Origin of the sequence: Nocardia xishanensis NBRC 101358 (genome assembly GCF_001613365.1) — a bacterium.
GTDB classification, from domain to species: Bacteria; Actinomycetota; Actinomycetes; order Mycobacteriales; family Mycobacteriaceae; genus Nocardia; species Nocardia xishanensis.
On record NZ_BDCF01000001.1, the window covers coordinates 400,994 to 413,958 of the forward strand.

At 69.1% G+C, this 12,965-nt stretch carries 13 protein-coding genes; 4 read left to right on the top strand and 9 right to left on the bottom strand.

Translation table 11 applies throughout. From position 1 onward, the window contains the following. Positions 1-367 precede the first annotated feature (367 nt). From NX1_RS01555 to mftA, 5 genes are all read right to left on the bottom strand, one after another. Positions 368-1,738 carry a GAF domain-containing protein gene (locus NX1_RS01555; protein ID WP_068052427.1) on the bottom strand — a complete coding sequence of 457 codons (1,371 nt, stop codon included), beginning with the start codon at positions 1,736-1,738 and terminating at the stop codon, positions 368-370. 125 nt (positions 1,739-1,863) lie between these two features. Beyond that, positions 1,864-3,330: a mycofactocin dehydrogenase MftG gene (gene mftG, locus NX1_RS01560; protein WP_157119473.1), complete on the bottom strand. Its 1,467-nt coding sequence runs from the start codon at positions 3,328-3,330 to the stop codon at positions 1,864-1,866. 71 nt (positions 3,331-3,401) lie between these two features. Next, positions 3,402-4,805 carry a mycofactocin biosynthesis glycosyltransferase MftF gene (gene mftF, locus NX1_RS01565; RefSeq protein WP_068052875.1) on the bottom strand — a complete coding sequence of 468 codons (1,404 nt, stop codon included), beginning with the start codon at positions 4,803-4,805 and terminating at the stop codon, positions 3,402-3,404. Positions 4,806-5,036: 231 nt separating this feature from the next. Next, a complete protein-coding gene (locus NX1_RS01570; RefSeq protein ID WP_068052432.1) occupies positions 5,037-5,567 on the bottom strand; it encodes a TrbL/VirB6 family protein in 531 nt (176 codons plus the stop codon). Then, a complete protein-coding gene (gene mftA / locus NX1_RS01575; protein ID WP_068052435.1) occupies positions 5,552-5,656 on the bottom strand; it encodes a mycofactocin precursor MftA in 105 nt (34 codons plus the stop codon). The genes NX1_RS01570 and mftA overlap by 16 nt, the downstream gene beginning before the upstream one ends. Positions 5,657-5,927: 271 nt before the next feature. Here mftA and mftR2 point away from each other — a divergent pair, with 271 nt between their 5' ends. Together mftR2 and NX1_RS01585 are read left to right on the top strand one after the other, a co-directional pair. Then, the gene (mftR2, locus tag NX1_RS01580; protein ID WP_245668263.1) at positions 5,928-6,566 is read left to right on the top strand and encodes a mycofactocin system transcriptional regulator MftR2; all 639 of its coding nucleotides are present in this window, start codon (positions 5,928-5,930) and stop codon (positions 6,564-6,566) included. Positions 6,567-6,642: 76 nt separating this feature from the next. Further along, a complete protein-coding gene (locus tag NX1_RS01585) occupies positions 6,643-7,698 on the top strand; it encodes a ferredoxin--NADP reductase (protein WP_068052438.1) in 1,056 nt (351 codons plus the stop codon). 108 nt (positions 7,699-7,806) lie between these two features. Here the strand turns inward: NX1_RS01585 and NX1_RS01590 are convergent, their stop codons facing one another. From NX1_RS01590 to NX1_RS01600, 3 genes are all read right to left on the bottom strand, one after another. Next, entirely contained in the window at positions 7,807-8,550 is a 744-nt protein-coding gene (locus NX1_RS01590) for a DNA alkylation repair protein (protein WP_068052881.1), read from the bottom strand. A 240-nt stretch (positions 8,551-8,790) separates the two neighbouring features. Then, positions 8,791-9,552: a glutamate racemase gene (locus NX1_RS01595; RefSeq protein ID WP_068052884.1), complete on the bottom strand. Its 762-nt coding sequence runs from the start codon at positions 9,550-9,552 to the stop codon at positions 8,791-8,793. Positions 9,553-9,605: 53 nt separating this feature from the next. Continuing rightward, entirely contained in the window at positions 9,606-10,802 is a 1,197-nt protein-coding gene (locus NX1_RS01600) for an NAD(P)/FAD-dependent oxidoreductase (protein WP_068052440.1), read from the bottom strand. Between the two features lie 187 nt (positions 10,803-10,989). Here NX1_RS01600 and NX1_RS01605 point away from each other — a divergent pair, with 187 nt between their 5' ends. Further along, on the top strand, positions 10,990-11,358 hold the full coding sequence (locus NX1_RS01605) for an SPW repeat domain-containing protein (protein WP_068052443.1): 369 nt from the start codon (positions 10,990-10,992) through the stop codon (positions 11,356-11,358). Positions 11,359-11,431: 73 nt separating this feature from the next. After that, complete coding sequence (locus tag NX1_RS01610) at positions 11,432-12,085, top strand: TetR/AcrR family transcriptional regulator (protein ID WP_068052887.1); 654 nt, start codon at positions 11,432-11,434, stop codon at positions 12,083-12,085. 13 nt (positions 12,086-12,098) lie between these two features. Here NX1_RS01610 and NX1_RS01615 read toward each other — a convergent pair whose 3' ends face one another. Further along, positions 12,099-12,914 carry an alpha/beta fold hydrolase gene (locus NX1_RS01615; RefSeq protein ID WP_068052891.1) on the bottom strand — a complete coding sequence of 272 codons (816 nt, stop codon included), beginning with the start codon at positions 12,912-12,914 and terminating at the stop codon, positions 12,099-12,101. Between the last annotated feature and the right edge of the window lie 51 nt (positions 12,915-12,965).

Consider the following 12,965-nt stretch of genomic DNA (forward strand, 5'->3'; position numbering starts at 1 on the left):
CCGGCATCGGTGCCACTACAGGCGATTCGGCGAGAGCGCGGACGGTGACGACGTCACCCGCGCGAGATCCAACAAATTGGTGAGACGAGATCGGCGGCCGGAGCCACCGGGCCTAACTCTTGATCGTTCCTCCAACTCCGCTGCCGGGGGCTCGGTCCACGCCCCCGGTGGTGTTTCCTGCATCACACGGATGTGAACCGCGTATTGCGAACATTAGGCGGTCAAGAAATAAAAAGGAACAAGTTCCGCTAAAAAAATCTGGACGATCGTCCATCTCGTTCTCGGGGGTCAGTTAACTCCGAGCAGATTTGTGCGCGCGACCACAACAAGGTCGCTTTGTGAGCTATCGCACTTCCGGATGTGCAGACTATGAGCCGAAACGTTGCATCCGCGTTGCATCGGCGCCGAGGCGCCGGTCGAGCACCCGAATTTTGGCCTCGATCTGCGCATACAACGGAGAATCGCGATCTACGGTCGCGCGGTACGCGGCCCATGCCGCGGCGTCGTCGCGGCCTTCCGCACCGGCTGTCCAACGCCGCAACACCGCGGCGTCGCGCGAGCCGAGCACCGCGGTGCGCAACCGGACGCGCAGTTCGTCGCGAATATCGATAATTCCCGGCGCGGTGGAACGCGGTAGCACCGGACCGGCGTAGAGCCGTAATGCAGAATCGACATCACCGGAATCGAGCGCCGCCCGCAGCGCCTCCACATCGGTTGCGACGTGCACGCGCAACTTGTATGGGCGCGAACCGAACACAGTCGGACCCACCACCGACCGCAGCCGCGACATGGCGGCGCGGATGGTGCCATTGTCCAGATCGGTGTCGTCCAGCAGCAGCGCGAGGTGGTCGGCGCCGAGCCCCTCCTGATGCTCGGCCAAGAGCAGCAGGATCTCGGCGTGCCGCTGCGACAACGGAACCCGGTCGCCCGCGATGGTCAGCTGCGGCTGTCCGAGACCGAGCACATCGAGGCCGAGCCCGCGCGCCTCGGCGGCCGCCGCCGGTTCCGGCCGTTCCCGCCCGTGGCCGCCGTGCCTGCCCGAGCGCATCGCGTTGAGCAGCAGATCCATCTCCGCGGCGGTGGCCGTCGCCTTCACCAGCGCGAGGATCTCGGGCTTCGCCACCCGCACACCACCGGCTACCACCAGGACACCGACGAGCCTGCCGTCCGGATCGTGCACCGGCGCTGCGGCGCCGGTGATCTGGTGCATGCGGTGCAGAAAATGTTCTGGCCCATGGATCCAGGCGGCGCGCCCGGTGCGGACAACCAAACCGACCGCATTGGTGCCGACCCTGCGCTCGCTCAGATCGTCGCCCGCGCGCAAGCCGATCTCCGCTGCCGCGGTGACTTGTTCGGGTTTGCCGTACACGGAAAGCACCCGCCCGAATTGATCGGCGATCGCGACAATCAGACCCGTTCGAGCCGCGTCCTGCACGAGCAATTTATCGATCAACGGCATCAGGCTCGCCATCGGATGAGCGTCGCGATAACGTTGCAAATCCGCTCCGCGCAAGCCACGTTCGCTCAGCACGTCCATCGGATCGACGCCGGTACGCAGGCTGCGCAACCAGGATTCCAGCACGAGCGGACGCAGCAAACCGGCTAGCTGGGAGAGCTGTTCGCCACCCGCGCTAAGATATCCGTGTGCTTGTGCGGCATAGGCTTCGAGCGCGCCGAGTTGCGTACCGGGTTCGACGCCGTGCCGTGGGGACCGCCCACCTGCAAGATTGCTGACCATTTGCCTTTCTTTCCGGCTCAAACTGTACCGGCGCGTATTCCGGGGTAAGGGCGGATGTTCTGGTTTGTCCGCCAGGTCACACCCGGGGCGAACCTCCTCATTTTGTGACCCATCCGCCTTTCACATCACGATGTGAGCCAGTCCGCAGCACGTTCGGCGAGCATCACCGCCGTGGCCTGCGGTCCTCGGCTCAGCGGCACCGGAACGACGGACAGATCCACCACGGACAATCCGCTCACCCCGTGCACCGCGTACCGCGCATCGACCACACCGTCCTCGGCGGCGCCCATTCGGCAGGTGCCCGAGAGATGCTGCGAGGTGGCGAGATTCGCGCGTAGCCAGGCATCGTGACCGGACTCGGGCGGCGGGTGACACGGGTATGCGCCCGGTATTCGGTGCAGTACGTCGGCGGCGAGCGCGACCGCGTCACGCAGTCGCGCGCGATCGGCGGCGTCAGCCAGATAGCGATGCTCGATCCGGGGCGGTGCGAGCGGATCGGGGCCGCGCAGCCGCAGCACGCCCGCGGACTCGGGACGCATCAGCGCGACGCCGATGCGGTGCCGATCCGCGGCGAACGGCACTGTGTACGGCCGGATTTCGATGTCGTCGAGGGTCAGCACGTACTCCAGCGGCACCGCGGCGGGCGCCGGCGCGTCGAGCAGGTACTCCAGACCGATCTCGGGATGGTCGTCGAACCGGACGCCGACGGGCGCGGGACGCACCACCGGTATACCGAGCGCCGCGAGCTCGTCCGGCGGCCCGATCCCGGAGCGCAGCAGCAGCGCCGCCGATTCGACCGCGCCCGCGCACAGCACGATCCGATCGGCCCAGATCGTGCCGCTCGTCTCGCCGCGCCGGTAGTCGACGCCGACCGCGCGATCACCTTGGAAACGGATGCGCGACACCAGGGCTCCGCCTTGCACGGACAGATTCCGGCGTGCCAGCACGGGCAGCAGATAGGCCGACGCCGTGTCGACGCGCGCGCCGTCGTCGACGTTGCACGGCACCGGTCCCACGCCCTCGGCGGGGCCAGCACCCGGCAACGCGTTGAGATCGGGCACTTCGGCGAACCCCGCGGCGCGCGCGGCGGTGGCGAACGCGCGGCTCACCGGTGTCGGATCGGCCGTGCGGCGCACCGGGATCGGGCCGCCGCGGCCGTGGCCGGGCTGGTCGCCGTAGTCGCAGTCGTCCTCGAGCTCGCGGTAGGCGGGCAGCACCGATTCGAAAGTCCAGTCTGGCGAGCCGCCGAGCACAGCACTCCACGCCGCGAAGTCGGCGGCGGTCGCGCGCACGAAATAGCTGCCGTTGACCGCGCTGGATCCGCCGATCACCCGGCCGCGCAGCAAGTTTGCCTCGACCGCGCTGTCGTCGTCCGAACTCGCCGCGAGCGTCACGGGGTACCGCCACAACCAGCGCGACTCCGGCCCGATCGGCAGCCGCGTCGCATCGCGCAGCGCCGCCGGCATCTCGGCGGCGGCGGACCACACCGGGCCCGCTTCCAGCAGGCGCACCGTGTGACCGGGCGCTTCGCTCAACCTCGCCGCGAGCACGCACCCCGCGGTGCCGCCACCGACGATCAGGGTGTCGACCATAGGAACCAGCTCATCCGACGGGCGGGCCATCGGCCCGGTAAACAACGATCAGCGCGGTGGCGCGGTGGATTTCACCGCGCCGGCGCCGTGGGTTCGAGCGCCTCGACGCTGCGCGCCCGGTAAGCGCCGAGCCAGAGCCCGGTGCCGTAGGCGATGTCGTCGAGACGCTTGTAGGCCAGGTAGCGGAACGGGTCGAGCCCGCCCGCGTCGCGGTGGGTGAACCAGTCGGCGAGGCCGTCGGCCACCGCCATGGTCACCGCGATCCGCCGGATGCGCCGCGAGGCGAGCATCGCCAGCAGCGTCACCGGCCAGTAATGCCTGCACATCGCCGACGCCAACTGCCACAGCCCGGAGAAGAACCCGCGGGCCAGGTAGATGGACGCGATACGCGTCGGGTTGTCCAACGCGGTGAACACCCGCCGTAGCCGGGCCAGCGCCGTCACGAGGGTGACGACGCCGCCGAGCAGACCCCACTTCGACATCGTCGCGAAAAGCAGCGAGGCCACCACCATCCACGGCGGCACCGACAGCGGCGAGACCATGCCCGTGCCGTGCCGCTCCGCGAGCGGAGCCGCGCCGGTGCCGTAGAACAGCTTTCGCGCGAACCAGGACGGGAACGAGACGCGATGGTCGTGCGCCACGTGCGCGGCCGGCTCGTAGCGCAGCCGCCAGCCCGCACGCTCCAGCCGCCAGCACAGGTCGACGTCCTCGGCGACCCGCATGGACTCGTCGAAACCGCCCTCGGCGAGCAACGCCTGCCGCCGCACCAGCAGCGCGGCGCTCGGCACGTACGAGACCAGGCCGCGCGATCGCACGGCCGCCTCCCGCCGGCCCAGGTCGAGCGAGGAGCGGGTGTGTTCGTAGCGGGCCAGCGCGTTGGACTCCGGATCCAGCGCCACGATGCGGGGCGCGACGAGCGCGACCTCCGGATCGCTGAAGTGCCCGAGCATGACCTCGAGCCAGCCGCTGCGCGGCACCACGTCGGCATCGAGGAACGCGACGAATTCGGTTGTCGCCGCGCGCAGACCGGCATTGCGAGCCGCGGAAGGACCCTGCCGCTCGTCGTGGCGCAGCACGGTGACCCGGCAGCGGGTGCCGCGAGATTCCGGGATTCGCACCGGCCGGTCGGAGCCGTCGTCGACGACGATCACGGTGTGCCCGCGCAGCGCCGCCAGCAGCCGGGCGAGGCCGTCGGCGTTGTTGCGCAGCGGCACGATGACGGTCACGTCGTCGAGCGAGGGCAGCAGTTGCGGCCGCGGATTGGCCACTCCGGAATCGAGCAGCCGTCTGGCAACAACCGCCGACTTGGGGTCGGTGACCTCGAGGTACCCGTCGCCGATCATCTCGGCGGCCTCCGGGGCAAGTCTTAGCAACCTGGCCGGTGAGCCCCCGATCAGGATGCGTCCGCCGGAGTATGCGCGTACCCGTGGATCGATCCGAACCCCGAAGCCGTCGGGCAGTCGATCATGGCGCATTCTTGGCATGCTAGGCGGATATTCGCGCGCGGGCATCATCGGTCCCGAAAAAAGAACGGAATTCCGCACGAATAGGCCTGTGACCGTGCGCGACTCGAACCACGGCGTGTTGCGCTGCATTTGCGGACAATTCGGTCGCGACTTTTGGCAACTTGGTAGCTAATCATCGCCGACCCCGTCGATAACCTGCGCTCGCCGGCTGGCAGCGCACGGCTGGCAACCGGCGGCTGTTCATGTCAGCGGGCTCTCGCCACAGGCGCGCGATGGCCGCCGCGCCGACAATTTCGGCGAAATCGGCCCGGGCTTGCGCATCGAGCGATCGACCAGATCCCAGAAGCGCTGACACACAGCGAGTTCGCCGCGGTCGAGGCGGGTCTGGAAACGATCCGCCAGGCGCACCACGCGATTCCGCTGCGGCACACCGGATTCGAGCGAGGCTGTCATCGACGCCGCGGTACCGGACTCGCCGGTGACGGATTCGGCGGCAGCGGACTCGGCGGAGATGGGCGCAGCGCCGCCCGACCGCGGGACCACCCCCGCATCCGGCCGGACGGCCTGCGCCAGCGCGGGCTTGGCTCCCGCGGCGCCGGACGCGAGATCCGCCGCGCCGATGATCATGTCACCTTCGGCCGGTCGCGCGAGCGCGCGCGCACAAGACGCGGCGTCTTCGCCGGCGATACCGGCCGCCCGCAGCGGCGCCATCGGTCGCCATCGGGTATCGAGATCGAGCATGCCGGTCTCGCCCGTCAGTAGACGCCGCACATGCCGTCGATGGACACCTCTTCGATGAGGGTCTCCTCGACGAGCTCCGCGTCGGCGGTGTCGCGCGGTGCGATGAACTTGTGCGACATGAGACCTCCGAACTCGACGAGGGACTGTGACCGTCTGCGTAGTCCCCGTCACACCATAGCGACAAGCGCCGCAAAAGTGAAACACGTTCCAATCACTGCGCCGCCCCGCTGCCCAGCCACGCGAATCCGCCGCATCGCCACGCCGCACCGCGGCGGTAGGCGACCACCGCCCACGCGGCCACCGGCCCCTACCGTCGCGCTCTAGACTTCGGGTGTAGCGCAGCTGAACAGAACGTGACGGGCGGCACATGCCCGCGGCAGTAGAGGTGGCATGGGAGTCGGACGAATGCAGGCGAACGGGGGCGGAAACACTCTGTCGGAGTCCGAGATCGTGGAGGCCGCGCTGCGTGTGGTTCGCGCGGATGGCGTGGAAAAGCTGTCGATGCGGCGACTTTCCCGCGAACTCGGCGTCTCCCCCATGGCGCCGTACTACTACGTGGCCGACAAGCGCGAGCTGCTCGACCTGGTCGCCAGCGCCGCGCTGGCGGGAGTGCGCAAGCCACCACCGGAATCCGGGCCGTGGCAGCAGCGCCTGCGCGAGCTCATCGATCAGATCGATGAGAAACTGCGCAAGCACCCCGGGCTCGGCGATGTGCTCATCGAGCAGATGCTGGGCAAACAGCTCGACCTGATCGCCGCCATCATGGAGATCCTGTTCGAGGCCGGGTTCTCCGACCGCAACGTACTCGCCGCCTACGCGACGATCCACACCTACCTGTTCGGCCGCGGCCGGGTGAACCCGCGCGACCGGTCTCCGCTGTCGGAGGTAACGCTTCCCGAGTCGGTGGAGCGGGCCACGAAGTACATCTCCGACCTGCGCGGGAAGTACGCGTACGACTTCGGCATGGAGGTGCTGGTCGCCGGTCTCGAGGCCCAGCTTGTCCACCAGCCGGAGCGCGACGTACGATGAAACTGAAACACGTTCTAGTTTTGTCGCCGGCCGCTGTTCCCCCGGCCGCCGACGATGCCGGATTCGAGAGGACGTCATGACAACCGTCGAAGTTCCCCACGGCTCGCGCTCGGTCGTGCTGCGGGTTGCCGCCGTCATCGCCGAGACGGCCGACACCAGCTCGCTGGTCTTCGACGTCCCGGACGAGCTGCGGGAGAAGTTCGAGTACAAGCCTGGCCAGTTCCTCACGCTGCGCATTCCCAGCGACCGCACCGGCTCGGTGGCCCGCTGCTATTCGCTGGCCAGCTCGCCGCACGTCGACGACCAGCCCAAGGTCACCGTGAAGCGCACCGACGGCGGCTACGGCTCGAACTGGGTGTGCGACAACGTGAAAGCGGGCGACCAGCTCGAGGTGCTGCCGCCCTCCGGCGTCTTCACCCCGAAGGACCTGGACGAGGACCTGCTGCTGTTCGGCGCGGGCAGCGGCATCACACCGGTGATGTCCATCCTGAAGTCCGCGCTGGCCCGCGGCACCGGCAAGATCGTGCTCGTCTACGCCAATCGCGACGCGGACAACGTGATCTTCGCGAGCGAGTTGCGCGAACTCGTGGACAAGCACCAGCAGCGGCTCGCCGTGATCCACTGGCTCGAACCGCTGCTCGGCCTGCCGACCTCCGACACCTTGGCCACCCTGGTCGCGCCCTACACCGGCTACGAGGCCTTCATGTGCGGCCCCAAGCCGTTCATGGACCGGGTGCACGACGCGCTCGGCCAGCTCGGCGTTCCGCGTTCACGCACGCACGCGGAGGTGTTCAATTCCCTGGCGGGCGACCCGTTCGCCGACCAGGCGCCGGTCGAGGTGAGCGACGAGGAGGCCGCCGACGCGGCGACCGTCGAGGTGGAACTCGACGGCGAGGTGCACGAGCTGAGCTGGCCGCGCAAGCAGACTCTGGTCGACATCATGCTCGCCAAGGGACTCGACGTGCCCTACTCCTGCCAGGAAGGCGAGTGCGGCTCGTGTGCCTGCACGGTGCTGGAGGGCAAGGTCGAGATGGAGAACTCCGAGATCCTCGATCCGGAGGACATCGAGAACGGGTACATCCTGGGCTGCCAGGCCCGGCCGGTGACGGATCGGTTGCGCATTCAGTTCTGAGTCACGCTCGGGCGGCAGGTCCGGTCTGCGCACGGCGCGCCGACCGTGCGTGCCGCCACCGGCCTGTCTTCCAGAAAGGCAACCGCGCAAGCCGCGTCCGGCATGCGCTCAGCGCGCAGCGCGGTAGGCGCCGCGCTCGGCGGCCTCGAGGTGCTCGGTGGCGTAACTCAGCGCGGTGCGGCCCATCCGGGGTGCGTGCTCGTCCAGGAAGCCGGTCAGCATGGCCCGCTCGACGCGCTTGCCCACCTCGCGCAGCATCCAGCCGACCGCCTTCTGGATGAGGTCGCGACGGTCGGTCAGTAGCTGTTCACAGAGCTGGAACGTCGTGCTCGGGTCGCCCGCCTTGATGAAGGCGAAGGTGGTCAGCAGCGCGACGCGGCGCTCCCACAGCGAGTCAGCGGCGGCCAGCTCGAAGAGCAGATCCCGCGGCCGGTCCAGCAGCCACGGACCGAGGACGTTCTCGGCGGAGACGTCGACCAGATCCCAGTTGTTCACCCGCCCGCGGCGCACGGCGTCCAGGTAGAGCCGCACCATCTTCTCCTGCGCCGCCAGGTCGAGCGTGCGCGGCTTGGCCGCCTTCGCGAAACGGACGTTCAGGATGACCAGCCCGGCAAGGCGCTCCTCGTGCACGGCGCTGTCGAGCAGCTCGTCGATCTCGGGGAGATCAAGGGCGGCAAAGCGTTTGGCGATCGCGCGCGTCGTCGGGACGCGCACGCCGATGAAAACGTCGCCCTCGCCGTATTCTCCCGGTCCGGTTTTGAAGAAGCGCTGGAGATGAATCGCGTCGGCGGCATCCGCGACCTCCGCGAGGGCCTGCCGCACATCCGCCGCGGTCGGCGCCGCTGCGATCATCGACTGCTCTCCCATCACTCGGCACAGCGTCGTCGACCGACGCACGCCCATTCAACACGAGCAACCTACGACCGGACATCTGCCGAGGCCGAGTACCCGCTCGCGGCACCATCGGAGCGCTCGCCGTCACAAATACATGCCACGGCCCACCGGATGCCGCCGTCACCCGGCGCACAGGCGATCCGATCGGCGCAGCCCGTTCGACGGGTGGGCTCTTTCGACTGCGAGACGCCGCGACGATCAGACCTGTGCGCCGAGAATGCGTCCCGACTCGAAGGCCGCGGCGCTGGGAGGTAGGGCGCCGGGGCGGCCGCTGTTCAGTACGCGAACCACGCCGTTGCCGGTGGTTGGTCTGCCGAGCGCGTCCATGCGCCGAATGGTCTGGGCGGCAACGGCTTGCGCGCTGTCGAAGAGGCGCACACCGACCGGCAGCGCGGCCACGATGGCATCGATGACCAGCGGATAGTGCGTGCAACCGAGCACGACGCCCTCGACGTCGACGGGGGTCTGTTCGGCGGCGCGGGCGATGGAATCGCGGGCCGCGACCAGGTCGCCGCGGTCGATCGCGTCGGCGAGCCCGTGACAGGCAACGCCGACCACCTTCGCGTCGCCCCCGAACTCGGCGATGAGGTCGGCCTGATACTTGCTCGCGGTCGTCGCCGCGGTCGCCCACACCGCGACCGAGCGGCAGGCCGCGGCCGCGGGCTTGATGGCGGGCACGGTGCCGACGACCGGCACGCCGGGGCCGACATCGGCGCGCACCTGTTCCAGCGCGGTGACGCTGGCCGTGTTGCAGGGCAGCACGATCACCTCGGCGCCCGACTCGATAGACGTGCGGGCCGCGCCGACCACCCGATCGACGGTCCACCGCTCGGGCTTGGGGCCCCACGGAGCGCCGTCCGGATCGAGTTGCAGCAGCAGGTCCACGTCCGGCCGCAGCTTGCGCAGCCAAGCGGCCGTTGGCAGCAATCCCAGCCCCGAGTCGATGAGCGCGACGATCACAGCGACCACCGTATTACAGGCGTACCTCCCCGCCCGAACGGCTCCGGCCGGTCTCAGGTCGCGGCGAGCAGGTCGGCGACCGGCGCGGCGGCGGCGATCTTCGCGCGCGCCTTCATGACCTGGGCCGTCATTCCCGCGCCGACGACGCCGGTGAGGATGCCGCCCTTGGCGTAGTACGCGAGGAATTTGCGGCCGTCGTCGGCGATCACGGTGACCTCGTCGGTGGCGCTCGGGGTGCCGAGTGCCTGGATCTTCACGTCGTACTGGTCGCTCCAGAAGTACGGGACGCGCGCCGCGGTCGGCGGCTCCGCTCCGAGCAGCGCGCAGGCAAGCAACTTGGCCTGCTCGCCCGCGTTGGTCCAGTGTTCGACCCGCTTGCGCTCGCCGGTCTCGTGCCGCCACGCGGCGACGTCGCCGACCGCCCACACCCGGTCGGCGGAGGTCCGGCCCACTTCGTCGGCGAGTACGCCGCCGCCATCGGCGGGCTGGGCGAGCGCGACGCCGGAGTCGGCCAGCCACTCCGTCACCGGGCGCGAGCCGACGCCGATCACGGCGAGATCGGCGAGCACCTCGGCGCCGTCGGACAACACGGCGCCACGCACGCGGCCCGCCTCGTCGCCGAGGAAGGTGTCCAGCCCGGTGCCGCAGCGCAGGTCGACGCCCTCGGCGCGGTGCATGCGGGCGACCAGCGCGCCGACGTGCTCGCCGAGCACCGAGGCCAGCGGGGTCGGCTGCGGTTCGACCAGCACCACCTCGACGCCGCTCGCGCGGAAACTGGCCGCGAGCTCACAGCCGATGAAACCCGCGCCGACCACGAGCGCCTTGCCCGCGCCGCGCAATTCGGCGCGCAGCGCGGCGGCGTCCGCGTGCCCGCGCAGCACGTGCACGCCCTTCAGCTCGGGCAGGCCGGGCAGCAGGCGAGGACGCAAGCCCGTCGCGATGACGAGGTGGTCGTAGTCGAGAGCGTCGCCGTCTGCCAGGGTGATCCGGCGCGCGGTGGTGTCCACCGCGGTGACAGCCGTGGACAGGCGCAGTTCGATCCGCTTCTCGTCGAAGAATTCCGCGGGACGCAACGTGGTGTCGTCGGTCTCGCCGCGGACGAATTGCTTGGACAGCGGCGGGCGATCGTACGGCAGTCGCGGCTCGTCGCCGATCAGCACCAGACCGCCGGTGTATCCGGCGCGACGCAACTCTTCGGCGGTGCGCAGCCCGGCGAGCCCGGCTCCCACGATCACGATCGGCGCGGTCATGCGACAACCCCTTCTTCCGTTGACACGCCACTCACCCTAGCGTCTGCTTGGTCAAGTTTTGCTGTGGTGGCAGTCACTTCGGTCAGGTCGATTATCGCCACGGAATCGTGTCCCGACAGCTATTGATCGGGCGGTCAATCAGGACTATACCGAGGTCAGGACATATTTCGAGCCTAGGAGGCACACCATGTTCACCGAGAGTCGCGCGCAAGACCTGCTCGCAGTCATACTCGGCGCCTTCACCGCGCTGTCCCCGTTGTGGGTGGACACGAACGACAGGGCCATGTGGACGCTGATCGTCCTCGGCGTCCTGATCGCGCTCACCGGTCTGGCGCAGATGGCCCGGCCCGCCATGGCGATGGCCGACTACGCGATGGGTCTGTTCGGTGCGCTGCTGTTCATCTCGCCGTGGGCGATGGACTTCACCGAGTACAGCGGTGCATCCTGGACCGCATGGATCGTCGGCGTGGTCACCGTGGTCGTCGCGATCGCGGCGCTGCCCGTGGTCACGGCGCGCATGCACCGGACCACCGGAGGAATGGCTCCGCACCACTGATGCATGACGTGCGAATCCCGCACCGCGATCCGGCCTGCGGTCGGACGGCAACGAGGACGCACCACTGATGCAGATGCCAACACCCGGTCGCCGCGGGGCTCGACGACCGGGTTCCACCAAGACCGGGCGCCGCCGCAGCGCCAAGATCGACGGCGACGCCCGGCAACTCATCCTGGACGCCGCCGAGAGTCTTTTCGCGGCACAGGGATTCGACGCCACCGCGACGGCGTCCATCGCCGCGGACGCGGGTGTGCCGAAGGGCCTGGTCTTCTACTACTTCCCCACCAAGGACTCGATCCTCTCCGCGCTCATGGCCGAGCGCATGCCCGCGCATCCGATCGCCGACATCGGCGCCGTGGTCGCCCCCGGCGATCCGGCCGCCAGCCTGGTCAACCTCGACGCCGCGCTGAACCTGCGCGACCACCACTCCTCGGTGCTGCGGGTGATCATGTGGCGCGAGGCCGACACCCATCCCGATGTGCGCCGCCAGCTCCGCCACCTGCGCGACCACCTCCTCGACGTGACCGTCCGCGTCCTCCAGGCCAGCGCGCCGACCCCCGTCCGCCCGGGCACCCTACGCGCCTGCGCCGCCGCATGGGTCTCGGCCATGTTCGCCATCGCCAGCACCGACCGCCTGCACGCCCTCGACAACATCCCCCTCCCCACCGGCGACGAAATCCTCAACGTCGCCCAGGTCGTCGCCGCGGGCATGACCCACCTCGGGTGATCGGGCGACACCGTTATTCGGTCGGCTCCGAAAGGAATTCGAGGATGTCCGGGGCGAAGCGGGGGTGTTTGACGGTGCCCATGTGGTTGGCGCCGGGGTAGATGACGAGACGGGAGTCGGGGATGCCGTCGGCGGTGCGCCGGAAGGTTGCCGTGGAGTAGAACTCGTCGTGTTCGCCGCCGATGACGAGTGTGGGGGCGGTGATCTCGCCGAGTCGGGCCGAGACGTCGAAGGCGTCCTCGGCGCGGACGAAGGCGAGGGTGTCGGACGGGTTCTTCGGGCGGCCCAGCGGATCGAGCAGCCACATAGCGCCTTTGGTGAGGCGAGCGGTGAATGTGGTCGGGGCGGGAATCATATAGTGCAACGCCCTGCGGCCCTCGGCGGCGGCCTCGGCGTAGTTCAGTTGCGCGGCGCGCGCCTTCTCCTCCAGGCGAAAGCCGGAGGCCCCGACGACCAGCTTCCGGACGACATCGGGATGGTCGGCGGCCAATTGCAACGCCAGCGATCCGCCGGAGGAAATGCCGAGAACGTCCACGGGCGTATCGAATTCGGCGCGCAGCGCCTCGGCGTGCTGGGCCGCGATATCGGCCATCGTGGTGCCTTCCGCCATGCCGGGCGCTCGGTTCACCGCGTACACCCGCGCATGCTTGGCCAAAGGCGTGAGGGTCTTGATCTCGGACTCGCGCATCAAACCCGTCGGATTGGCGTGATCGGGGGTGAACCAGCGCAGGAACACCAGCGGACGCCCGGAACCCAAAGCGATATAGGGCATTCCGTGCTCCAACGCACCCTCGACGATATCGAGATCGATGTGTGCGGACCTGCTCATGCTTCCCTCCGTTGGGCGACGACGGCTCGACATGTCGACCGTATCGGTCCG